17 protein-coding genes are annotated in these 23,496 nt (G+C 75.2%); 12 read left to right on the top strand and 5 right to left on the bottom strand.

The features are described 5' to 3' along the window. Positions 1 to 25: 25 nt before the first annotated feature. Positions 26 to 1,030 (bottom strand): LLM class flavin-dependent oxidoreductase, encoded by a 1,005-nt coding sequence (locus ET526_RS12760; RefSeq protein WP_135468086.1) that lies wholly within the window; start codon positions 1,028 to 1,030, stop codon positions 26 to 28. 100 nt (positions 1,031 to 1,130) lie between these two features. Here ET526_RS12760 and ET526_RS12755 point away from each other — a divergent pair, with 100 nt between their 5' ends. The 3 genes from ET526_RS12755 to ET526_RS12745 all read left to right on the top strand — a co-directional run bounded on the left by ET526_RS12755 (position 1,131) and on the right by ET526_RS12745 (position 5,708). Next, positions 1,131 to 3,143, top strand: a complete 2,013-nt coding sequence (locus ET526_RS12755) for a hydantoinase/oxoprolinase family protein (RefSeq protein WP_135468085.1) — start codon at positions 1,131 to 1,133, stop codon at positions 3,141 to 3,143. Beyond that, a complete protein-coding gene (locus ET526_RS12750; RefSeq protein ID WP_135468084.1) occupies positions 3,143 to 4,714 on the top strand; it encodes a hydantoinase B/oxoprolinase family protein in 1,572 nt (523 codons plus the stop codon). The genes ET526_RS12755 and ET526_RS12750 overlap by 1 nt, the downstream gene beginning before the upstream one ends. A gap of 85 nt (positions 4,715 to 4,799) precedes the next feature. Further along, a complete protein-coding gene (locus ET526_RS12745) occupies positions 4,800 to 5,708 on the top strand; it encodes a hypothetical protein (protein ID WP_135468083.1) in 909 nt (302 codons plus the stop codon). 54 nt (positions 5,709 to 5,762) lie between these two features. On the opposite strand, the gene ET526_RS12740 is transcribed toward ET526_RS12745, so the two are convergent. Both ET526_RS12740 and ET526_RS12735 read right to left on the bottom strand, forming a co-directional pair. After that, complete coding sequence (locus ET526_RS12740) at positions 5,763 to 6,092, bottom strand: multidrug DMT transporter permease (RefSeq protein ID WP_135468082.1); 330 nt, start codon at positions 6,090 to 6,092, stop codon at positions 5,763 to 5,765. Next, on the bottom strand, positions 6,092 to 6,865 hold the full coding sequence (locus ET526_RS12735; protein ID WP_135468081.1) for an enoyl-CoA hydratase/isomerase family protein: 774 nt from the start codon (positions 6,863 to 6,865) through the stop codon (positions 6,092 to 6,094). Before ET526_RS12735 ends, ET526_RS12740 begins: the two co-directional genes overlap by 1 nt. A gap of 142 nt (positions 6,866 to 7,007) precedes the next feature. Here ET526_RS12735 and ET526_RS12730 point away from each other — a divergent pair, with 142 nt between their 5' ends. The 4 genes from ET526_RS12730 (at position 7,008) to guaB (ending at position 14,426) form a co-directional block, all read left to right on the top strand. Then, positions 7,008 to 9,386 carry a xanthine dehydrogenase family protein molybdopterin-binding subunit gene (locus ET526_RS12730; protein ID WP_135468080.1) on the top strand — a complete coding sequence of 793 codons (2,379 nt, stop codon included), beginning with the start codon at positions 7,008 to 7,010 and terminating at the stop codon, positions 9,384 to 9,386. A gap of 213 nt (positions 9,387 to 9,599) precedes the next feature. Next, a complete protein-coding gene (locus tag ET526_RS12725; RefSeq protein ID WP_135468079.1) occupies positions 9,600 to 12,452 on the top strand; it encodes a PAS domain S-box protein in 2,853 nt (950 codons plus the stop codon). Further along, positions 12,449 to 12,808 carry a response regulator gene (locus ET526_RS12720; RefSeq protein WP_135468078.1) on the top strand — a complete coding sequence of 120 codons (360 nt, stop codon included), beginning with the start codon at positions 12,449 to 12,451 and terminating at the stop codon, positions 12,806 to 12,808. The genes ET526_RS12725 and ET526_RS12720 overlap by 4 nt, the downstream gene beginning before the upstream one ends. Positions 12,809 to 12,908: 100 nt before the next feature. Next, on the top strand, positions 12,909 to 14,426 hold the full coding sequence (gene guaB / locus ET526_RS12715) for an IMP dehydrogenase (RefSeq protein WP_135468077.1): 1,518 nt from the start codon (positions 12,909 to 12,911) through the stop codon (positions 14,424 to 14,426). Here guaB and ET526_RS12710 read toward each other — a convergent pair. Beyond that, positions 14,411 to 16,375, bottom strand: a complete 1,965-nt coding sequence (locus ET526_RS12710) for a molybdopterin-containing oxidoreductase family protein (protein ID WP_158295575.1) — start codon at positions 16,373 to 16,375, stop codon at positions 14,411 to 14,413. The two genes, guaB and ET526_RS12710, sit on opposite strands and share 16 nt — an antisense overlap. 305 nt (positions 16,376 to 16,680) lie before the next feature. Between ET526_RS12710 and ET526_RS12705 the strand changes: the two genes are divergently transcribed. From ET526_RS12705 to cofC, 5 genes are all read left to right on the top strand, one after another. Then, the gene (locus tag ET526_RS12705; protein WP_158295574.1) at positions 16,681 to 17,556 is read left to right on the top strand and encodes a TIGR03620 family F420-dependent LLM class oxidoreductase; all 876 of its coding nucleotides are present in this window, start codon (positions 16,681 to 16,683) and stop codon (positions 17,554 to 17,556) included. A gap of 81 nt (positions 17,557 to 17,637) precedes the next feature. Further along, positions 17,638 to 18,639: a glucose-6-phosphate dehydrogenase (coenzyme-F420) gene (fgd, locus tag ET526_RS12700; protein ID WP_135468074.1), complete on the top strand. Its 1,002-nt coding sequence runs from the start codon at positions 17,638 to 17,640 to the stop codon at positions 18,637 to 18,639. Between the two features lie 6 nt (positions 18,640 to 18,645). Then, positions 18,646 to 19,401, top strand: coding sequence for a coenzyme F420-0:L-glutamate ligase (gene cofE / locus ET526_RS12695; protein WP_135468073.1), 756 nt, complete (start codon positions 18,646 to 18,648; stop codon positions 19,399 to 19,401). Next, on the top strand, positions 19,398 to 20,339 hold the full coding sequence (gene cofD / locus ET526_RS12690) for a 2-phospho-L-lactate transferase (protein ID WP_135468072.1): 942 nt from the start codon (positions 19,398 to 19,400) through the stop codon (positions 20,337 to 20,339). The genes cofE and cofD overlap by 4 nt, the downstream gene beginning before the upstream one ends. After that, a complete protein-coding gene (gene cofC, locus ET526_RS12685) occupies positions 20,336 to 21,016 on the top strand; it encodes a 2-phospho-L-lactate guanylyltransferase (protein ID WP_135468071.1) in 681 nt (226 codons plus the stop codon). The genes cofD and cofC overlap by 4 nt, the downstream gene beginning before the upstream one ends. A gap of 96 nt (positions 21,017 to 21,112) precedes the next feature. Here the strand turns inward: cofC and cofH are convergent, their stop codons facing one another. Next, positions 21,113 to 23,476 carry a 5-amino-6-(D-ribitylamino)uracil--L-tyrosine 4-hydroxyphenyl transferase CofH gene (gene cofH, locus ET526_RS12680; protein WP_240048380.1) on the bottom strand — a complete coding sequence of 788 codons (2,364 nt, stop codon included), beginning with the start codon at positions 23,474 to 23,476 and terminating at the stop codon, positions 21,113 to 21,115. Between the last annotated feature and the right edge of the window lie 20 nt (positions 23,477 to 23,496).

The raw sequence follows: 23,496 nt of genomic DNA, 5'->3' as shown, positions 1-23,496 counted from the left end.
TGTGGATCAGGTTTGTCCACGCGGCTTAGGCCGCCCTCGCGGCAAGCTCCGCCCGCACCCCAGCCAGGATCTCGAAGGAGCGCCGGCGCGCCGCATGGTCGTGGATCTGCGCCGTCGCGATCAGCTCGTCCGCGCCGGTGCGGGCGACGAGGTCCCGCAGGCCGCGCCGCACCGTCTCCCTCCCGCCGATGATGGAGCAGGCGAGGGAGTGGTCGAGCATCGCCCGCTCGCGCGGGTCGAGCTGGCGGTCGAGATCCGCCACCGGCGGCGGCAGCCGTCCGGGCCGGCCGCGGCGCAGGTTCAGGAAGGCCTGCTGCAGCGAGGAGAACAGGTAGCGCGCCTCGGCATCCGTCTCCGCCGCGAAGACGTTGACGCCGAGCATCACGTAGGGCGCCGCCAGACGCTCCGAGGGGCGGAAGCGCGCACGGTAGAGCGCCACCGCCTCCGCCATCTGCGCCGGCGCGAAATGCGAGGCGAAGGCGTAGGGCAGGCCGAGCGCGGCGGCGAGCTGCGCGCCATAGGTGCTCGACCCCAGGATCCACACCTCCACCTCGAGGCCCGCGCCGGGCACCGCCACCACGCCCTGGTCCGGCGCGGCAGGGCGGAAATAGCCCATCAGCTCCACCACGTCGCGCGGGAAATCCTCGACCTCGCCGGCGAGGTTGCGGCGCATGGCGTGGGCGGCAAGCGGATCGGTGCCGGGCGCGCGGCCGAGGCCGAGATCCACCCGCCCGGGATGCAGCGCGGCGAGGGTGCCGAATTGCTCGGCGACGATCAGCGGCGCGTGGTTCGGCAGCATGATGCCGCCGGCGCCGATGCGGATGCGGCTGGTACCGGTGGCGACATGCGCCAGCGCCACCGCCGTCGCCGCGCTGGCGATGCCCGGCATGTTGTGGTGCTCGGCCATCCAGAAGCGCCGGTAGCCCAGCGCCTCGGCGTGCCGCGCCAGGTCGGCGGAGTTGCGCAGCGCCTGCCCGGCGTCGCTGCCTTCGGGGATGGGCGAGAGGTCGAGGACGGAGAGCGGGACCATGCCGCCGATATGGGCGCCCCCTGCCGGGCCGGGAACCCCGCCGGGGCTGGCCGGCGGGGCGCGGCTGGGGCAGGCTTGCCCGGAGACGGGGGAGGCGCGCATGGCAGGCTGGCAGGTGGGCGTGGATATCGGCGGCACCTTCACCGACATCGTCGCCCTGCACCCCGCCGAGGCGCCGCGCACCGCCAAGGTGCCGAGCCGCCCCGCCGACCCGGTGGCGAGCATCCTGCACGCCCTCGCCGCCGTCGGGCTGCGTCCGGAGGAGGTGGAGGAGCTGACCCACGGCACCACCCGCGTCACCAACGCCATCGTCGAGGGGCGGCTGGAGCCGGTGGCGCTGCTGGCCACCGAGGGCTTCGTGGACGTGGTGCAGATCGGCCGCCAGAGCCGGCGCGAGCTCTACCGCCTCGACGTCCCGCCCCGCCCCGCCCCGGTGGTGCCGCGCGAGCGCCGCATCCCCGTCGCCGAGCGGGTGCTGCACGACGGCAGCGTCGCCCGCCCGCTGACCGAGGCGGCGGCGGCGGAGGCGGTGCGGGCCGCGCTCGCCAGCGGCGCGCGCAGCGTCGCCGTCGCGCTGATGCACGCCTACGCCAACCCCGCGCACGAACGCCTGCTCGGCGAGCGGCTGCGCGATGCCGGCGTGCCCTTCCTCTCCCTCTCGCACGAGGTGAACCCGGAGGCGCGGGAGCACGAGCGCAGCGTCGCCACCGCGCTCAACGCCGCCGTCATGCCGCTCGCCGCCCGCTACCTGGCCGAGCTGCGCCGGGCGCTGCCGCGGGGGACGCGGCTGCACGTGATGCACTCGGCGGGCGGCATGGCGACGCCGGAGCACGCCGCCGCGCGGCCGCTGGTGATGGCGCTCTCCGGCCCCGCCGCCGGCGTCGCCGCCGCCGCCGCGGTGGCGCGCGAGGCGGGGGAGGCGCGGGTGCTCGGCTTCGACATGGGCGGCACCACCACCGACGTCGCGCTGATCCTGGACGGGCAGGCCGAGATCACCGCCGATGCGCGCCTCGCCGACCAGCCGCTGCGCCAGCCCATGGTGGCGATCGAATCCATCGGCGCCGGCGGCGGCTCCATCGTGCGGCTCGGACCGGGCGGGCTCTCGGTCGGGCCGCAGAGCGCGGGGGCGGAGCCGGGCCCGGCCTGCTACGGGCGCGGCGGCGCCGAGCCCACGGTCTGCGACGCCAACCTGATCCTCGGCTATCTCGACCCGCGCCGGCGCCTGGGCGGGGAGATCGCGCTCGACCGCGCGCTGGCCGAGGCGGCCTTCGCGCCGCTCGCCGCGCGCCTCGGCTGCGGCGTGGTGGAGGCGGCGCTCGGCGTGCTGCGCGTGGCGGACGCGACCATGGCGCGGGCCCTCGCGCGCATCACCGTGGAGCGCGGCGTGGACGGGCGCGGCGCCACGCTGCTCGCCTTCGGCGGCATGGGGCCGATGCACGCCGCGGGCCTCGCGCGCGCCTACGGCATAAGCCGCATCCTGGTGCCAGCGCTGTCCTCGGCCTTCTCCGCCCTCGGCTGCGTCGCGGCGGAGATGAGCTACATGCGCCAGCAGACGCTGCGCCTGCCCGCAGACCCCTGGGACGGGGCGCGCCTCGAGGCCGCGCGCGCGGCGCTGTTCGAGGAGCTGGCGGCGCCGCTGCGCGGGCATGGCGTGGCGGAGGCGGCGCTCCGGCGGGAGGAGGTGGCGCTGATCCGCTACCGCGGCCAGAGCTACGCGGTGGAGGTGCCGATCGCCGGCCTCTCCGCGCGCGAGGCGGTGGGCGCCGCCTTCGAGGAGCGCCACCGCGCCCTGTTCGGCTTCGCCTCCGGCGAGGCCTGGGAGGTGACCGGGCTGCGGATGCGCCTCTCCGCCCCGCGCGAGATCCGCCGCGCCGATGCCGCCCCGCCCGGCCCGCCGCCCGAGCCCTTCGCGCGCGGCCCCTGCTGGTTCGACGCCGCCGGCCCGGTGCCGACGCCGCGCTACGACCGCGCCGCGCTCCGCGCGCCGCACGCCCTGGCGGGGCCGGCGGTGATCGAGGATGAGTGGTCCACCATCCTGGTCCCGCCCGGCTGGCGCGCGCAGGCCGACGCGTTCGGCCACATCCTGATGACCCGCACCGGGGAGGCGGCGTGATGGATCCCTTCCTGCTCGAAGTGCTGCGCCACGCCCTCTCCTCCATCGCCGAGGAGATGTCCTCCACCGTGGTGCGCGCCGCGCGCTCGCCGCTGCTGCGCGAGGCGGGCGACCTCTCCTCGGCGCTGACGGATGCGCGGGGCGAGCTGGTGGCGCAGGGGCGCGACATCCCGGTGCATCTCGGGGTGATGAACTTCACGGTGAAGGCGCTGCTGCGCGCGGTGCCGGCGGAGCGGCTGCGCCCCGGCGACGTGTGGGTGACGAACCTGCCGGAGATGGGCGGCAACCACCTGCCCGACGTGAAGGCAATCCGCCCGCTTTTCGCCGGGGGGCGGCTGGTCGCCTTCGCCGTCAGCCTGGCGCACTGGGCCGATATCGGCGGCGCCTGGCCGGGCAGCTACGTCGCCGAGGCGCATGATTCCTGGGCGGAGGGGCTGCGCATCCCGCCCACCCGGATGTTCACCGCCGAGGGGCGGGACGAGGAGAAGATCGCCTTCCTGCTGGCGAATGTGCGCGGCCCGGCCGAGCGCGAGGGCGACCTGCTGGCGCAGGTGGCGGCGACCCGCGCCGCCGAGGAGCGCTTCGCCGCCCTCTGCGCGGAGCACGGCGCGGCCACGGTGGAGGCCGCCATGGCGGCGCTGCACGACCGCTCCGAGGCGGCGATGCGCGCCGCCATCGCCGGCCTGCCGGACGGCGTCTACGAGGGCGAGGACTTCCTCGACGATGACGGCCCGGGCGGCGCGCCGGTCGGCGTGCGCGTGCGCGTCACTATCGCCGGCGAGCGGGCGGCGTTCGACTTCTCCGCCAGCGACGACGCGGTGGCGGGGCCGATGAACACCACCCCCAACGTCGTCGCCGCCGCCTGCTACTACGCGATGAAGGCGATCGCGGGGCCGGAGATCCAGCCGAACGGCGGCTGTTACCGGCCGATCGGCGTGATCACCCGCCCCGGCTCGCTGCTCGACCCGCCGCCGGGGCGGCCGCTGGTTGGCGGCAACCACGAGACCTCGAACCGCTGCGTGGACGCGATCTTCCGCGCCCTCGCCGATGCCATCCCCGAGCGGATCTCGGCCGGCGGGCCGACCACGGCAGGGGTGCTGATCCTCGGCGGCACCGGGCCGGACGGCGCCTGGCAGACGCTCTACGAGGTGCACGGCGCCGGCGAGGGCGCGCGCCACGACCGCCCCGGCGTGCCGGTGACGCGCGTCCACCTCACCAACACCAACAGCACCCCGGCCGAGATCATCGAGGCGGAATTCCCGGTGCGCGTCGAATGCCATGCGCTGCGCCTGGGCAGCGGCGGCGAGGGGCGTCACCGCGGGGGCGAGGGCGCGGTGCGCGCCTACCGCGTGCTGGCGCCCGAGCTGTCGCTCACCACCATGTTCGAGCGCCGCGTGGTGCCGCCCTGGGGCCTCGCCGGCGGCGGGCCGGGACTGCCCTTCCGCTGCACGCTGCACGAGGCGGGCGGCGGGGCGCGCGAGCTGCGCGGCAAGCAGAACCTCATGGTCCGGCAGGGCGACCTGATCGTGATGGAGACGAGCGGCGGCGGCGGGTACGGCCGCCCTGCCTGACCGGGGCGGGGAAGGGGAGGCGCGGCAAGGCTTTGTTCACGCCTCCATGCTGGGCTTGCGCGTCCGAGGCCCGCCGGTTCCGAAGATGCCGCCCAGCGCCGTCCTGCCGCACCGCCTGCGCCGCCTCGCCACCGCCTTCCGCGCGGCCTTCGCCGGCGGCGCCGATGGCGGCGAGGAACCGGCGCAGGCCTGCCCCACCCCCGCCCCGCCGGAGGAGGTGCCCGCCCCCCTGGAGGAAGGCGCCGCCCTGGCCGAGGCGCGCGCCGCCCTTTCCGACCGGCTGTGGGGAGGTGGCTTCCTGCTGCCCGGCGGGCGGCGGGAGGCGGAGCGCCTGACCGGGCTGCTGCCCCTCTCCCCGGCGACCACGCTGATGCTGGTGGGCCTCGACGGGGGCGGGGTGACGGAGGCGGTGGCGCGCCAGCGCGGCGCCTGGGTGGCGCTGCACGCCGCCGACCCCTGGCTCGCCGCCCGCGCCGCGGCGCGGCTGCGCCCGCTCGGCCGGCGCGCCGCGGTGGAGCTCTGGGACCCGGCGGCCCCCGCCTTCCGCGCCCGCTACCATCACCACGCCCTGGTGCTGGAGGCGCTGCGCCACCTGCCCGATGCCTCCCTGCTGCTCAACGCCGTGGCCGGCTCGCTGCGGGGCGCCGGCCAGCTCGTGATGCTGGAGGCGGTGGCGGCCGGCTCCGCCCCCCTGCCGGAGCGCTGGCTGGCCCTGGAGGGGCGCTCGGCCCCGCCGCCCTGCGCCAGCCTGGTCGAGGCGGCGCTGCAGGAGGCCGGCTTCGTCCTGCATGTCGCCGAGGATGCCGGACAGCGCCAGGCCGCCCTGATCTCCGCCGGCTGGTCCGAGCTGCTGCGCGCGCTGGACCGCGAGGCGGCGCGCGCCATGGCGCCCGCGATCCTCGCCGAGGCCGAGGCCTCGCTGCTGCGCCAGCGCCTGATCGCCGCCGGGGCGCTGCGGGTGATGCGCTGGCATGCGAGCCTCTCCCGCCCCTGACCGCCCGGCGGGTGGCGTGCGCCACGGCCGGGCGGTGACGGCGCCGGGCGCCATCTAGCGCGAGAGCAGCACCACCGCCGTCAGGAACAGGCCGGCGAGCGAGAGGCCCATGGAGAGGCCTGGCCAGTAGGGCCTGGCGCCGGCCCGCACGATCAGCGCGTTCAACGCCAGAGAGCCGACGATGCCCGCGACCGGCTGCCACCAGGGCAGGTTCAGGAAGCCCCAGGCCAGCAGCACCAGCCAGAAGGCGAAGGCCGAGCGGCCGAGGATGCGGAAGGCGCGGTCCGCCGCCGGCGCCGCGGGGCGCAGGCCGGGGGTGGAGCAGCGCGCCTCGATCACCCCCGCCGCCGAGAGCAGCAGCAGGGCGACGAACCAGGGCCGCATCAGCGGCCCTTGAACACCGGCTTGCGCTTCTCGCGGAACGCCGCCTGGGCCTCCTGCGAATCCTCGGTCCGCGAGAGCTCCACGGTCTGCGACTGCTCGTAGCGGTAGCCGTCGCGCAGGCTCATCCCCTCGACCAGGTTGAAGCTGCGCTTGGCGGCACGGATGGCGAGCGGGCTCTTGGCCGCGATCTCGCGCGCGATCGCCTGCGCCTCCTCAAGCAGCCGCTCGCGCGGGTGCACGGCGGAGACGACGCCCATGCGGTAGAGGTCGGCGGCGCCGACGCGGCGCGCGGTGTAGAACATCAGCCGTGCGTCGGAGCGGCCGAACGCCAGCAGCACGTGCCGCACGCCGCCGGCGAGGCCGACATCCACCTCGGTCATCGCCACCCAGGCATCCTCGGCGGCGAGCAGGATGTCGCAGGAGAGGGCGAGGGCGAGGCCGGCACCGATCGCCGGGCCGTTGATCGCGGCGATCACCGGCTTGTCGCACTCCATGACCGAGTAGAAGGATTCCCGGACCCAGCGGTTGTGCCGCGGATAGGCGCCGGGCCGCGCCCGGTCCGGCCGGTCCTTCAGGTCGGCGCCGGCGGAGAAGGCGCGCCCCTCGCCCGTCAGCACCACGGCGCGCACGTCCTCGCGGTCGTGCAGCGCGTCGAAGACCGCCATCAGCTCCTCGCGGAAGCGGGCGTTCTGCGCGTTCACCGGGGCACGGCACATGGTGACGGTGGCGACATGGTCGGCCACCTCCACCCGGAAGCACTCGAGGTCCTGCATCCCGCGCCTTTCCTCCCCGCCGCCTTTGGCCGGACCCTCGCCGGGGCGGGGCCGGCTGTCAACGCCGGGCGGGGTCGCGCGCGGCGGCGGAGTGTCCTAACCTCCCCGCGATCCGTCCGCGCACCCACAAGGCGAGAGAGACATGCCCGACACCTCCATGCCGGACCCGACGCGCCTGAAATTCGGCATCGGCCAGCCCGTGCCGCGCAACGAGGACCCGGTCCTGCTGCAGGGGCGCGGCCGCTACACCGACGACATCAACCTGCCGGGGCAGCTCTTCTGCGTGATGGTGCGCAGCCCCTACGCGCATGGCGTGATCCGCGGCATCGACACCGAGGCGGCGCGGCAGGTGCCGGGCGTCCTCGCCGTCTTCACCGGCGCCGATCTCGCCGCCGCGGGCTACGGGCCGCTGCGCTGCGCCCTGCCGTTCAGGAACCGCGACGGCTCGCCGCTGATCAATGTCGAGCGGCCGGCGCTGGCGACCGACAAGGTGCGCTTCGTGGGCGACCCGGTGGCCTGCGTGGTGGCGGAGACCCGCGCCGCGGCGCGCGACGGCGCCGAGGCGGTGGTGCTCGACATCGACCTCCTGCCGGCGGTGACCGAGGCCTCCGCCGCCGCGTCGCCGGGCGCGCCGCAGCTCTACGACCATGTCCCGGGCAACGTGGTGCTCGACTTCCACTACGGGGACGCGGACAAGGTGGCCGAGGCCTTCGCCCGGGCGGCGCACGTCACCCGGCTCGGGATCCGCAACAACCGCGTCGTGGTCTGCCCCATGGAGCCGCGCAGCGCCATCGGCGAGTACGACCCGGCGACGGGCCGCTACACGCTGCATGTCGGCAGCCAGGGCGTGTTCGGCCTGCGCGCGCAGATGGCGCGGGACATACTGAAGGTGCCGGAGGACAGGGTGCGCATCCTCACCGGCAATGTCGGCGGCAGCTTCGGCATGAAGGCGAGCGCCTATCCGGAATACCCCTGCCTGCTGCACGCGGCGAAGGTGCTCGGCCGCCCGGTGAAGTGGACCGACGAGCGCACCGGCTCCTTCCTCTCCGACCAGCACGGGCGCGACCACGAGGTGACGGCGGAGCTGGCGCTCGACCACGAGGGGCGGGCGCTGGCGGTGCGGCTGACCGCCTTCGCCAACATGGGCGGCTACCTCGCCACCGTCGCGCCGCTGATGGGCACCGGCAATTTCGTCAAGAACGTCCAGAGCAACTACGCCACGCCGCTGATCGAGGTGAGCACGAAATGCGTGCTCACCAACACCACGCCCGTCTCGGCCTATCGCGGCGCCGGCCGGCCGGAGGGCAACTACTTCATGGAGCGGCTGATCGAGCAGGCGGCGCGGGAGACCGGCCGCAGCGCCGTCGAGCTGCGCCGGCTCAACCACATCCGGCCCGACCAGTTCCCGTTCCACGCCGCCTCCGGCAGCGTCTACGACGGCGGCGACTTCTCCGCCATTCTGGAGGAGGCGCTGAAGGCCGCCGACTGGGAGGGGTTCAAGGCGCGCCGGGCGGAAAGCCGCGCGCGCGGCAGGCTGCGCGGGCGGGGCATCGGCAACTTCCTGGAATGCACCGCGCCGCCCATGAAGGAGCAGGGCGAGATCCTGTTCAACGAGGACGGCACCGTCACCATCGTCACCGGCACGCTCGACTACGGCCAGGGCCACTGGACGCCCTTCGCCCAGGTGCTGCACCAGACCCTCGGCGTGCCCTTCGAGGCGATCCGGCTGGTGCAGGGCGATTCCGACCGGCTGGTCGCCGGCGGCGGCACCGGCGGCTCCAAGTCGCTCATGGCGTCCGGCGCCGCGATCGTGGAGGCGGCGCAGCAGGTGATCGAGAAGGGCCGCGCCGCCGCCGCGCACCTGCTGGAGGCGGCGCCGGCCGACATCGAGTTCGAGCGCGGCGCCGACGGCCTCGGCCGCTTCGTCATCGCCGGCACCGACCGCGCCATCGGCATCATGGAGCTCGCCTCCCGGCTGCGCGCCGAGGGCGGCCGCCTGCCGCCCGATGCGCCGCGCAGCCTCGACGTGCGCCACGTCTTCGACCAGGCGCCGATGGCCTTCCCCAACGGCTGCCATGTCTGCGAGGTGGAGATAGATCCCGAGACGGGGGTCGCCGAGGTGGTGCGCTACGTCTCGGTGAACGATTTCGGCGTCGTCGTGAACCCGCTCCTGGTCGAGGGCCAGGCGCATGGCGGCATCGCCCAGGGCATCGGCCAGGCGCTCTACGAGCGCGTCGCCTACAGCGAGGAGGGCCAGCTCCTGTCCGGCAGCTTCCAGGACTACGCCCTGCCGCGCGCCTCGGACCTGCCCGGCTTCGGCTTCCGCAGCCACCCCGTGCCGTGCCGGACCAACCCGCTCGGCGCCAAGGGCTGCGGCGAGGCCGGCTGCGCCGGCTCGCTGCCGGCGGTGATGAACGCCGTGGTGGACGCGCTGTCGGAGTTCGGCATCAGCCACATCGACATGCCGGCGACGCCGGAGCGGATCTGGCGCGCCATCGCCGAGGCGCGCGGGCGGGCCTGACGCCGCCCCGCCGGCGGGGGCATGTCGGCGGCTTGTGGACGCGCCCCTCTCCTTGCGCCATGGAGGAACCCGCGCGCAGACCCTCTCGGGATCTGCGCGGGCTGGCGCCTGATTCGCCGGGGCAGGAGCGGCGAATCGGTCGCCCAAGGGTGGCGGAGGCGTGATCGGCGAAGGGGTGTCACGCCGTAGGGAGGAGGGGCGGCGGCAGGGCGCATGAACGAGGCGACGGTGCGGCATCCGGCTCGGCCCAGGCGCGGCCTTGGCGTGCGCGCGCTGCTGGTCCTGCTCGTGCTGCTGGCACTGCTGCCCGCCTGGGGCGCGGCCGGCTTCGCCGCTTGGCGCTTCGCCGAGATGGAGCGTGCCCGCCTGGTCCGTGGCGGGGAGGAGATGGCGCGCGAGATCGCCGCGGCGGTGGAGCGGGAGATCGCGGCGCTGCGGGGCTCCCTCTCGGTGCTCGCTTCCTCGCCCGCGGTGCTGGCGGCGGATGCCGAGGCCTTCTCCCGGCAGGCTGCGGTGCTGCAGGCCTCGCTCGGGGTGGAGCTGAGCCTGGTCCCGGCCGAGCGCGATGCCGCGCCGCCCGCGCTCCGCGTCTCCGACCTGCGGCGGGATCCGGAGACCGGCCGCCCCGTGGTGGTCTTCCGCCAGCCCGTGGACGGCGCGGCGGGAGCGCCGCTGGACCTCCTGCTCTCCACCGACGGGATCGGCTTCTGGTCGGCCGTCCTCGAGCGCCTGCGCCTGCCGCCCGGCTGGGTCGCCTCGGTGCTGGACGGCAGCCACACCATTCTCGCCCGCGTGCCGCTGCCCGCCCGCTTCGTCGGCCAGCAGGTGCATCCGGACGCGCTGGCGGCGCTGCGGGAGGCGGGCTGGCCGCCGGCCGGCTGGCGCACCAGCACCACGCGGGACGGCGTGCCGGTGCACATGGCCTGGCGGCAGGTCTCCGGCATGCCCTGGACGGTGCTGGTCGGGGTGCCGCGGGACGCGGTGGACGGCGCGCTGCGCCGCGCCATGGCGCCGGTGGTGCTGGGCGGCCTGCCCCTCCTGCTGGCGCTCACCCTCGGCATCGCCTTCTGGGGCGACCGGCGCCTCGTCCGGCCGCTGCGCGGGCTGCAGGCGGTGGCCCGCGTGGCCGGGCGGGGGGAGGTGCCGGTGCCGCTCCGCGCTTCGGGGGTGCGGGAGGTGGACGCCGTCGCCACCACCCTGGTCGCCGCGGCGCGCAGCCGCCGCGCGCGGCAGGCGGAGAGCGCGCGCCTTGCCGCGCGGCTGCAGGCGGTGCTCGACCACGTGCCGGTGGGCGTGGTGCTGGCGGAGGCGCCCTCGGGCCGGATCATCCTGGCCAACCGCCGCGCCGCCCGGATGCTCGGCGTGCCCGAGATGGCCGCCGCCGGCGTCGCCGACTACGCCCGCTACCAGGCCTTCGACGGGGAGGGCCGGCTGGTGCCCGCCGAGGCGCGGCCGCTGGCGCGGGCGCTCGCGGGGGAGTCCCCGGCCAGCGCCGAGCTGCGCATGCGCCGTCCAGGGGGCGATTCGGTCTGGATCCGGGCCCAGGCCGCGGCGATCCGCGACGATGAGGGGCGGATCGCCTTCGCCGTGGCGGCGCTGATGGACATCGACGCGGAGCGGCAGGCGGCGGAGGCGCTGCGCCAGTCGGAGCTGCGCTTCCGCATCCTGGCCGAGGCGGTGCCGCAGATCGTGTGGTCGAGCGGGCCGGACGGGCGGGTGGACTACCTGAACCCCCGCTTCTTCGAGTTCACCGGCCAGCCGCCGCGGGAGGCGCCGGAGGCGGTGCGCGTGCCCGTCCACCCCGAGGACCGCGCGGCGGTGCTCTCCGCCTGGCGCGCGGCGCTGCAGCGTGGCGAGCCCTATGAGGCGGAGTGCCGGATGCGCCGGGCCGACGGCGCCTGGCGCTGGTTCGTCGCCCGTGCCCTGCCGGCGCGCGGCGCCGACGGGGTGATCCGGCGCTGGATCGGATCGGCCACGGATGTGACGGACCTTGTCGAGACCCGCCAGGCGCTGGAGCGGCAGGTGGCGGCCGAGGCAGCGGCACGCGCGGCGGCGGTCGCCGCGGCCGGGGCCCTCGCCGCCTCCGAGACCCGCTTCCGCCGCTTCGCCGAGGCGAGCCCGGACGTGCTCTGGGTTCTCGACGCCGGTGCGGACCGGCTGGACTATGTCAGCCCCGCCTATGCGCGCCTCTGGGGCGCCCCGCCCGGGCCGGGCGCGGGCCACACCGCCCTGGCCCGCGGCGCAGAGGAGCCCGGGCAGACGGCGGAGGCGTTGCGCCGGATGCTGTCCGGCGAGGCGATGGACCTCGAATACGCCATCCGTCGCCCCGACGGGCAGCGGCGCTGGATCCGCGTGCTCGGCTTCCCGATCGGCGAGCCGGAGGAGCGGCCGGCCCTGCTCGGCGGCTTCGTGCGCGACATCACCGCCCGCCGCGAGGCGGAGCAGCGCCAGCGCCTGCTGATCGGGGAGCTGAACCACAGGGTGAAGAACACCCTGGCCACTGTGCTCTCCCTGGCGCGACAGACCGCGCGTCGCGCCGGCCCCGGACCGGTGGAGGGGTTCCTCGCCGATTTCCAGGACCGGCTGATGGCGCTCGCCCGCGGCCACGACCTGCTGACGGCGCGCACCTGGCGCGGCGCCACGCTGGAGGAGGTGGCGGCGTCGGCCCTTGCGCCCTGGCGCGGAGCGGGCGATGGGGGAGCGCAGACCCGCATCCGCCTGGAGGGGCCGCCGGTCTGGCTGGCGCCGCGCCAAGCCCTGGCGCTGGCGCTCGCCATCCACGAAATGGCCACGAATGCCGCCAAACATGGCGCGCTTAGCCTGCCCACCGGGCAGGTGGTGCTGACCTGGCGGCGGGAGGAGGAAGGCTGGGTGGACCTTGCCTGGGAGGAAGGCGGCGGGCCGCCGGCACGGCCGCCCGAGAGGCAGGGCTTCGGCACGCGGCTCCTGCGCTCGGGCCTGCCGAACGAGCTGGGCCAGGGAGCGACGGTGACGCTCGACTACAGGACATCGGGTTTCCGGGCCAGGATCCGTTTCCGGCCCGCCCCGGGGGGAGAGACGGAATGACGAGGCTGACGGGGCGGCGCATCCTGGTGGTGGAGGACGAGGCGCTGGTCGCCATGCTGGTCGAGGACGCCCTGCAGGACGCCGGCGCCACCATCATCGGCCCGGTGGCGACCGTGGCCGAGGCGCTGGCGCTGCTCGAGCGCGAGATGCCCGACGCGGCGGTGCTGGACCTCAACTTGGCGGGCGAGACCTCCACGCCGGTGGCGGATGTGCTCGCGGCGCGGCAGGTGCCCTTCGTGGTCGCCACCGGCTACGGCGCCGAGGGGCTGCCGAGCGCCCATGCCGACGTGCCGGTGCTCGCCAAGCCCTACGACCCGGACGAGCTGACCGCGGCGCTCGGCCGGCTCTGGGGCTAAGGGGCGGCGGCAACGCGCCCCGCGCTTGCGGCGCGGGGGCGGATGGGGCTATGGGGGGCCGCCAAGGTGCGGATCGCGCCCTCCCCGCGAAAGGTCCACCATGGCTCCCGAATTCCTGCCCGACGCAGGCCCCCGCGCCCGCATCGTCATCGAGGACGCCCTCGCCTTCGACGACGTGCTGCTGGTGCCCGGCTACTCCACCGTCCTGCCGCACCAGACCGACACGCGCACGCGGCTGACGCGCGAGATCGCCCTCAACATCCCGCTCGTCTCCGCGGCCATGGACACGGTGACGGAGGCCGCCATGGCCATCGCCATGGCCCAGGCCGGCGGCATCGGCGTGATCCACAAGAACATGTCGCCGGAGGACCAGGCCGCCCAGGTGCGGCGGGTGAAGAAGTTCGAATCCGGCATGGTGGTGAACCCGGTCACCATCCACCCCGACCAGACGCTGGCCGAGGTCCGCGCCATCCAGGACCAGCACCGCATCAGCGGCATCCCGGTGGTGGAGCGCGGCGCCAATGGCGAGCCGGGCGGGCGCCTCGTCGGCATCATCACCAACCGCGACGTCCGCTTCGCCACCGACCCGAACACCCGGGTCTACGAGCTGATGACGCGGGAGAACCTGGTCACCGCCCCCCCCGACGTGACGCCGGAGCAGGCCCGCGCCCTGCTGCACCGCCACCGCATCGAGAAGCTGCTGGTGGTGGACGAGGCCGGGCGCTGCATCGGCCTCATCACCGTGAAGGACATGGAGAAGGCGCAGGCCAACCCGAACGCGGTGAAGGACGCGCTCGGCCGGCTGCGCGTCGCCGCCGCCACCGGCGTGGGCGAGGACGGCCTCCGCCGCGTCGAGGCGCTGGTGCGGGCCGAGGTGGACGTGGTGGTGGTGGACACCGCGCACGGCCATTCGGGCGGCGTGCTGGCGGCGGTCGAGCGCATCAAGCGCATGTCCAACGCGGTGCAGGTGGTGGCCGGCAACGTGGCGACGCCCGAGGGCGTGCTGGCGCTGGCCGAGGCCGGCGCCGACGCGGTGAAGATCGGCATCGGACCGGGCTCGATCTGCACCACCCGCGTGGTGGCGGGGGTGGGCGTGCCGCAGCTCACCGCGGTGATGGAATGCGCCGCCGCGGCGCGGGAGCGCGGCGTACCGGCCATCGCCGATGGCGGCATCCGCAGCTCCGGCGACATCGCCAAGGCGATCGCGGCGGGGGCGGACTGCGTGATGATGGGCAGCGTCTTCGCCGGCACCGACGAGGCGCCGGGCGAGGTGTTCCTCTACCAGGGCCGCTCCTACAAATCCTATCGCGGGATGGGCAGCCTCGGCGCCATGGCCCGCGGCTCGGCCGACCGCTACTTCCAGCAGGAGGTGCAGGATTCGCTGAAGCTGGTGCCCGAGGGGGTGGAGGGCCGCGTCGGCTACAAGGGGCCGGTCGGCACGGTGATCCACCAGATGGTGGGCGGGCTGCGCGCGGCGATGGGCTACACCGGCAACGCCACCATCGCCGAGATGCAGCGCAACTGCCGCTTCCGCCGCATCACCAACGCCGGCCTGCGCGAGAGCCACGTGCACGACGTGGCGATCACGCGCGAGGCGCCGAACTACCGCCAGGAATAGGCCGCCGCGGCCGGCGCCTCGACGGCGACGAACACGTCATTGTAGGCCGGCTGGCCGCCCGGCGACCAGGCGGAGGGGGTGAGCAGGTTGGCCACCGCCCCGTCCGCCTCCCACCACTTGCCGGGCAGCGCCGCGACGCCGGGCGGCACGGCATCGGTCACGTGCAGCGTCGCGAGGATCGTCCCCCGCGCATTGCCGATCCGCACCGCCTGCCCCTCGCCGAGGCCGCGCGCCGCCGCATCCGCCGGCGCCATCTCCAGCCGCGGCGCGCCCTGCGCGCGGCGCTGGCGCGGCTGGTTGGCGAAGCTGGAGTTGAGGAAGAAGTGCGCCTTCGGCGTCAGCAGCCGCAGCATCCCCTCGGGCGGGGCGGGCGGCGGCGTCACGCCGCGCGCGAGGCGCAGCCCGGCGCCGTCGAGGCGCGGCGGCGGCTTCTCCATCTTCACCCACCCCGCCTCCTTCAGCGCCGCCAGCGTCAAACCCGGCGGCAGGGCGGAGGCGGCGATCGTCTCGTCGTCCTCGCGCAGCGCCGGGTGGTCGAGGCCCAGGCTCCGCGCCAGCAGGCGCATGATCTCGCCGTGCGACTTCGCCTCGCCGAGCGGGGCGATGGCCGGCAGGTTGACCGTGACGTACTGGTGCCCCCAGGCGCCGAGCACGTCGAAATGCTCGAGCTGCGTGGTCGAGGGCAGCACCACGTCGGCGTGGCGCGCGGTGTCGGTGAGGAAGTGCTCGATCACCACGGTGAACAGGTCCTCCCGCGCCAGGCCCCGCCGCACCCGCCCGGCATCCGGCTGCACCACCGCCGGGTTGGTGCCCCAGACCATCAGCCCCATCACCGGCGGGTCGAGCGCCGGGTCGGTCAGCGTCGCGCCGAGCCGCGCCATGTCGAGGGCGCGCGGCGCCGCGCCGGGCGGGATCAGGTCGGCGCGCTCGGCGCGAAGATCGTCGAGGCCGGGCGTGGCGATGGTGAGCACGCCGCCGCCGCGGTGCCGCCAGTGCCCGCCCAGCACGGCCAGGGCGTGCACCGCGCGCAGGAACTCCTCGCCATGCACTGTCTGCTGCGGCCCGACGCCGACGCGGATAGCCGCCGGCCGCGCCGCGGCGAAGTCGCGCGCGAGGCGCGGCACCGTCTCGGCGGGGATGCCGCAGGCCTTGGCCACCCGCTCCGGCGTCCAGGGCGCCACCTGGGCAGCGAGGGCGTCGAAATCGGCGCAGGCGCCGCGGGCGAAGCCGAGATCGGCGAGCCTCTCCTCCAGCATCACCCGCGCCATTCCGGCGGCCAGCACCGCGTCGGAGCCGGGGCGGAGCGCGATGTGCTCGTCGCATTGGCGCGCCGTGCGGGTGCGGATCGGGTCCAGGCAGAGGATCCGCGCGCCGTGGCGCCTGCGCGCCTCCTGCACGAAATGCCAGTGGTGGTGGCAGGTGGTGAGGAGGTTGAGGCCCCAGAGCAGGATCAGCCGGCTCTCCGCCATGTCCTCCGGGTCGAAGCCGAGCGGCAGCCCCTCCGCGGCGGTGGCGATGGCGGCGACGCTGCAGATGCCGCCCTGCAACCGGCTGGCGCCGAGGGCATGGAACAGGCGCATCGGCGCCCGCCGCTGCACCACGCCCATGGAGCCGAGGTAGCGGTGGGGCAGGAGGGCCTGCGGCCCGTGCCGGTCGGCGATCGCGCGGAAGCGCTCGGCGATCAGCGCCGCCGCCGCCTCCCAGGAGATGCGCTCGAACCGGTCGGAACCCTTGGGGCCGACGCGCCGCAGCGGATGCAGCAGGCGGTCCGGGGCGTAGGTGCGCGCTTGGTAGTCGTTCACCTTGGCGCAGAGCACGCCGCGGGTGAAGGGATGGTCCCTGGCGCCGCGGACGGCGACGACGCGGCCCTCCTCCACCTCCGCAACCCAGGCGCAGGTGTCCTGGCAGTCGAGCGGGCAGCAGCCCTTCACCTGGCGGACCTCGCCCATGGCCGTCCTCCCTCGCGGAAAGCAGGCTACGCCGCCCGCGGCCACGGCGCGCCGACGGCATGAGCACAGCATCGCGATCCCCAGGCGCTGCGCAACCGCCACCCGCTCTTGACGTTCAGCCGGGCGCAGCCATCTTCGCGGCGGCCAGCAGACCTCTCTGTCTGCTGCCTTTCTTGGACGTTTCCTCCCTGAACTTGGCGGTGCCATCAGGCGCCGCCTTTTTCTTGCCTGGGTATTGCCATTTTCTTGCCACGATTGTGGCGCGGCGCCAGGATGGTCACCGTGCGGGGAAGGGAGGCCATGTCATGCGGGATGACAGCATGCGGATCGGGCGGCTCGGCATCTGGTATCCGACGGACCGTTTGGATGCGGCGGGGCTGCGCGACCTGGTCCGCACCGTCGAGGATCACGGCTATTCGACGCTGTGGTATCCGGAGGCGCGGGGCTACGAATCCTTCTCGCTCGCCGGCTTCCTGCTCGGCGCCGGCACGCGGCTGATGGTCGGCAGCTCGATCGCCAGCATCTACGCGCGCGATGCCTTCGCCGCCCGGCGCGGCCTCATCACCCTGAACGCGCTGTACGGGGACCGCTTCATCCTCGGCCTCGGCGTCAGCCACGCCCCGATGGTGGAGCGGCTGCGCGGCCACGCCTACGAGAAGCCGGTGCCGGCGATGCGCGCCTATCTCGACGCCATCGCCAGGGACCAGCCGGAGGCCGGGCGCTGGCCGATCCTCCTCGCCGCGCTCGGCCCGAGGATGCTGGCGCTCGCCGCCGAGCGCGCCCGCGGCGCTGTTCCCTACAACGTGACCCCGGAGCACACCCGGCGCGCCGCCGCCATCCTCGGCCCCGGCAAGGTGCTGGCGGTGGAGCAGAAGGTCTGCCTCGAGACCGACCCGGCCCGCGCCCGTGCCCTCGGCCGCAGGGAACTGGCGCGCTACATGACGCTGCCGAATTACCGCAACAACTGGCTGCGCCTCGGCTTCACCGAGGCGGAGCTGGAAGACGGGGGCAGCGACCGCTTCATCGACGCGATGGTGCTCTGGGGGGAGGCCGAGGCGGTGAAGCGCGGCCTGCGCGCGCATTTCGAGGCCGGCGCCACCCATGTCTGCATCCAGCCCGTGCACGAAGAGGAGGACCGGGCGGCGCGCGACCGCATCATCGCCGCCCTGGCCGACACCTGATCCCCGGTTGGTGGCGGCGCTGGGCGCGGGCTATAGATCACCGGGCGCCCGCGCCCGGGCGCCGGCGGAGGGGGTCGCGACGTGCTGAAGCTCGGCTACAAGGCATCGGCGGAGCAATTCGCCCCCGGCCCGCTGCTGGAGTTCGCCTGCCAGGCGGAGGCGGCGGGATTCGACAGCGTCTTCGTCAGCGACCACTTCCAGCCCTGGCGGCACAGCGGCGGCCACGCGCCGAACTCCATCGCCTGGCTCGGCGCCCTCGGGGCGCGCACCGCGCGCGTCGCCATCGGCACCAGCGTGCTGACGCCGACCTTCCGCTACCATCCCTCCATCGTCGCCCAGGCCTTCGCCACGCTCGGGGCCATGTTCCCCGGTCGCGTCGTGCTCGGCATCGGCACCGGCGAGGGGCTGAACGAGGTGCCGGCCACCGGCCAGCCCTGGCCGGAGTTCAAGGAACGCTTCGCCCGGCTGCGCGAGGCGGTGGCGCTGATCCGCCGCCTCTGGACGGAGGAGCGGGTCAGCTTCGAGGGGCAGTACTACCGCACCGAGAACGCCACCATCTACGACCGGCCGGAGCGGCCGGTGCCGATCTGGATCGCCGCCGCGGGGGCGATGGTGGCGAAATACGCCGGTCGCGCCGGCGACGGATTCATCTGCACCAGCGGCAAGAAGGCCGAGCTCTACACCGAGACGCTGCTGCCCAACGTCGCGGCGGGGCTGGAGCAGGCCGGGAACGGCCGGCCCTTCGAGCGCATGATCGAGGTGAAGGTCTCCTTCGACACCGACCGCGACCGCGCCCTGCGGGACACGCGCCACTGGGCGGCGCTGGCCCTTTCGTCAGAGGAGAAGATGTCGGTCGAGGACCCGGCGGAAATGGAGCGGCTCGCGGACGCGCTGCCGCTGGAACGCGCGGCGAGCCGCTGGATCGTCTCCACCGACCCGGAGGAGCATGTGGAGCGCATCGGCTTCTATGTCGGCCTCGGCTTCCGCCACTTGGTGTTCCACGCCCCGGGGCCGGACCAGGCGCGCTTCCTCTCCCTCTACGGGGAGCAGGTGCTGCCGCGGCTGCGCCGCCGCTTCGGCTGAGCGCGGATGCCCGCCCCAGGCCGGCTGGAGCTCCTGGCGCTGCCCGGCATCCCGTTGGTGCGGGCCGGTGACGACCTCGCCGCGCTGCTCGCGGCGGCGCTCGCGCGCGCCGGCGCCGTACCCGATGCGCGCGATGTGCTGGTGGTGGCGCAGAAGATCGTCTCCAAGGCCGAGGGACGGATGCTGGACCTCGCCACGGTCACGCCCTCGGCCAGGGCGCGGACGCTGGCGGCGGCGGTGGGCAAGGATCCGCGCCTGGTGGAGGTGATCCTCTCGGAATCCGTGCGCGTGGTGCGCGCGCGGCCGGGGCTGCTGATCATGCAGCACCGGCTTGGCTTCGTCATGGCCAATGCCGGGGTGGACCGCTCCAACGTCGCCGCGGCGGACGGCGCGGAGCGCGTGCTGCTGCTGCCCCGCGATCCCGACGCCAGCGCGGCGGCGCTGCGGGAGCGGCTCGGCCTGCCGGTGGTGATCAGCGACAGCTTCGGCCGCCCCTGGCGCCGCGGCACGGTCGGCGTCGCGATCGGCGCGGCGGGGCTGCCGGCGCTGCTCGACCTGCGCGGCCGGCCGGACCTGTTCGGCCGTCGCCTCGAGGTGAGCATCACCGGCTTCGCCGACGAGATCGCCGCCGCCGCCTCGCTGCTGATGGGCCAGGGCGACGAGGCGCAGCCGGCGGTGCTGCTGCGCGGCCTCCGCTGGGACGCGCCGCCCGCCGCGGCGCGGGCGCTGGTGCGCGCCCCGGAGGAGGATCTGTTCCGGTGAACCTTGTGGTGGCGCTTTCGGGCGGCGTCGGCGGCGCCAAGCTGGCGCTCGGCCTCTCCCGCGTGCTGCCGGAGGGGGCGCTGCTGGTGGTCGCCAACACCGGCGACGATTTCGAGCATCTCGGCCTGTCCATCTCGCCCGATCTCGACACGCTGATCTACGCGCTGGCCGGGCTCGACAACCCGGAAACCGGATGGGGGCGGCGCGACGAGACCTGGTCCTTCATGGCGGCGCTCGCCGAACTCGGCGGCGAGACTTGGTTCCGCCTCGGCGACCGCGACCTGGCGACGCATGTCGAGCGCACGCGCCGCCTGCGCGCGGGCGAGACGCTGAGCGCCGTCACGGAGGATTTCCGCCGCCGCCTCGGCATCAGCGCGCGCATCCTGCCGATGTCGGACGATCCGGTGCGCACGCGCCTTCTCACCGGGGAGGGATGGCTCGACTTCCAGCACTGGTTCGTGCGTCGGCAATGCGGCCCGGCGGTGCGGGGGATTGCCTTCGCGGGCGCCGGGCAGGCGCGGCCGCAGCCCGAGGTGCTGGCGGCGCTGTCCGGAGGCCGGGTGCGCGCGGTGGTGATCTGCCCCTCCAACCCGCTCATCAGCGTGGAGCCGATCCTCGCCGTTCCCGGCCTGCGCGCGGCGATCCGCGGCTGCGGCGCTCCGGTGGTCGCGGTGTCGCCGATCATTGGCGGCCGGGCGGTGAAGGGACCGACGGCGAAGATGTGGCGCGAGCTGCTCGGCGAGGCGCCGGGCGCCGCCGCCGTGGCGCGCCGCTACGGCGACCTGCTCGACGGCTACGTGATGGACGAGGCGGACGCGGTGGAGGCGGAGGGGCTGCGGCCGCGCGTCGCGCTCGCCCGCACGCTGATGACGACGCTTGCGGAGCGCGAGGCGCTGGCGCGCGCCGCACTCGACCTTGCGGATTCGCTTCGCGCATGAGCCGCGACCTCTGGGCGGTGCTGCCGGTGAAGGAGCTGGACGGGGCGAAACAGCGCCTCTCCCCGCTGTTGGCGCCGCCGCGGCGTCGCGCCCTGGCCGAGGTGATGCTGACGGAGGTGCTGGAGGCGCTCGCCGCCACGCGCGGCCTCGCCGGCATCCTGGTGGTGACGCTCGATCCCTGGGCGGCGGCGCAGGCGCGACGCATCGGCGCGCGCATCGTCGCCGAGGGCGCGCGCGAGGGTCACACCGGCAGCGTCGCCGCCGCGCTGCGCCTGCTCGCGCGGGAGGGGCGGAGCGGCGCGATGGCGGTGCCGGGCGACATCCCCGCCGCCACCGCCGCCGAGTTCGAGGCGGTGCTGGCGGCGCATGGCGGGGCGCCCGCCTTCACCATCGCGGCGGCGCATGACGAGATGGGCTCCAACGCCGTCGCCTGCTCGCCGCCCGATGTGGTGCCGCTGCGCTTCGGCGACAACAGCTTCTTCCCGCATCTCGAGGCCGCGCGGCGCCGCGGCATCGCACCGTGCGTGCTGCGCCTGCCCGGCATCGGCCTGGACATCGACCACCCGGCGGACCTCGCCGCCTTCCTGCGCCTGCCGCAATCCGCCGGCACGCGCACGCGCGCCTGGCTGGAGGCGAACGGGGTGGCGGCCGCGCTGGCGGAACAGGGCCTCGGCTAGAGCGGATCGCGGACGGCCGGAACCGGGGATCCGCCCTGCGGACAAAGGGCCAGAGCCGTTTCCCCGATCACAGCCGTGTGGAAACGGCTCTGAGGGTCAGGCCGGCGCCGCCTCCCGCCGGCGGGGCGGCGTCTGCACCACCGGGGCGAGCGCCGCCGCGGCGAAGGACGCGGCCCGCCGCTCCTCCGGCACCGGGCGGTAGAGCGTGTCGCGCTGGCGCGGCTCGCGGCCGATGCCGCGGATCAGCGCCTCCATCGCCGCCGGGGGGAATTCCTGGCCGTGCTGCGTGCCGGCGGCACGGGAGATGCTCTCGTTCATCAGCGTGCCGCCGAGGTCGTTGGCCCCGGCCCGCAGGCACAGCGCCGCGCCCTCCGGCCCCATCTTCACCCAGGAGGTCTGGATGTTGCGGATGTGCGGATGCAGCGCGAGGCGCGCCACGGCGTGCATCAGCACCGCCTCGCGGAAGGTGGGGCCGCGGCGCGCCTCGCCCTTCAGGTACATCGGCGCCTCCATGTGCACGAAGGGCAGCGGCACGAATTCGGTGAAGCCGCCGGTTTCCGCCTGCAGGTCGCGCAGCGCCAGCAGGTGCCGCGCCCAGGCGGGCGGCCCCTCGACATGGCCGAACATGATGGTGGCGGTGCTGCGCAGGCCGAGCCCGTGCGCGGCGCGCATCACGCCGAGCCAGGCGGCGGTGTCGAGCTTGTCGGGGCAGATCACGGCGCGCACCGCGTCGTCCAGGATCTCCGCCGCCGTGCCCGGCAGGGTGCCGAGCCCGGCCTCCCGCAGCCGCGCCAGGAATTCCGGCACGGCGAGGCCGAGCGTCGCCGCGCCCTGCGCCACCTCGAGCGGCGAGAAGGCATGGATGTGCATGGCGGGCACCGCCGCCCTGATGGCGCGGCAGATCGCGAGGTAGGTCTCGCCCGTGTAGTCGGGGTGGATGCCGCCCTGCAGGCAGACCTCGGTGGCGCCGCGCTCCCAGGCCTCGGCGGCGCGCCGGACGATCTCCTCCATCGCCAGGTCGTAGGGCGCGCCGCGCAGCGCCTCGTGCGTCCTGCCCTTGGAGAAGGCGCAGAAGCGGCAGCGGAAGGCGCAGATGTTGGTGTAGTTGATGTTGCGGTTCACCACGTAGCGCACCACCTCGCCGCTGACGGCGCGGCGCAGCGCGTCGGCGGCTGCGGTGACATGGGCGAAATCCGCGTCGCGCGCGGCGAAGAGGCGGAGGATCTCCGGCGGCTCCGGCCGCTCGCCCCGCGCCGCCCGCTCCGCCGCGCGCGCCAGCCCCGCCTCGGCGCGGGCGAGCCGTGCGGCGGGCAGGCGCGGCGGCGCCGTCTCGCCGGGCGACCAGGCATCCTCCCGCGCCAGCCCCGCCGCGTCGGCCAGGCGCCGCGCCCGCGCCGCAACCTCCGGCGCCAGCCACGCCCCGGCCTCCCGCACATAGGCGGGATAGGCGGGCAGGCGCCGCACCAGCACCTTGCCGGCCTCCGCCGTGCGCCGCGCCAGCTCCTCGAGGTGTGGCCAGGGCGCCTCCGGGTTCACGTGGTCGGGCGTGACGGGGGAGACGCCGCCCCAGTCGTTCAGCCCGGCCTCGACCAGCCGCGGATAGACGCCGGGCGAGAGGTTGGGCGGCGCCTGGATGTTCATCTCCGGGCCGAGCAGGAGGCGCGCCGCGGCGATGGTCCAGAGCAGGTCGTCGAGGTCCGGCTCCGGCGACCCCGCCCGCCGGGTGCGGGGCTTGGCGCGGAAATTCTGGACGATGACCTCCTGGACGTGGCCGAACTCGGCGTGCAGGTCGCGGATCGCCAGCAGCGCCTCGATCCGTTCCGCCCGCGTCTCGCCGATGCCGATCAGGATGCCGGTGGTGAAGGGCACGCGCAGCGCGCCGGCGAGGCGGATCGTCTCCAGCCGCGCCGCCGGGTGCTTGTCGGGCGAGCCGTGGTGCACGCCGCCTGGCGCGCAGAGGCGCAGGCTGGCGGATTCCAGCATCAGGCCCTGGCTCGCCGTCACCTCGCGCAGCGCGGCGATCTCCTCGCGCGTCATCACGCCGGGGTTGGCGTGCGGCAGCAGCCCGGTCTCGCGCAGCACCAGCGCGCACATCGCGCGCAGGTAGGAGATGGTGGTGGCGTGGCCGAGCGCCGAGAGCGCCTCCCGTGCCGCCGGCCAGCGCAGCTCCGGCTTGTCGCCGAGGGTGAACAGCGCCTCGGTGCAGCCGGCGGCGGCGCCGGCGCGGGCGATCTCCAGCACCGCCTCGGGCGGAAGGTAGGCGGGCCGGCCCGGGCGCGGCGGCTCGGCGAAGGTGCAGTAGTGGCAGACGTCGCGGCAGAGCCTGGTCAGCGGGATGAACACCTTGCGGGAATAGGAGACGAGGCGCCCGTGCCCCTGGTCGCGCAGCGCGGCGGCCTCCGCCATCAGCTCCGCCAGCGGCGCCCGTTCCAGCCGCTCCACGAGGGGAATGCCCGCCACGCCCGTCCTCCTGCCCCCGT

Origin of the sequence: Crenalkalicoccus roseus (assembly GCF_004761865.1) — a bacterium.
Classification (GTDB): Bacteria; Pseudomonadota; Alphaproteobacteria; order Acetobacterales; family Acetobacteraceae; genus Crenalkalicoccus; species Crenalkalicoccus roseus.
This window is presented reverse-complemented; position numbering and strand designations above follow the sequence as displayed.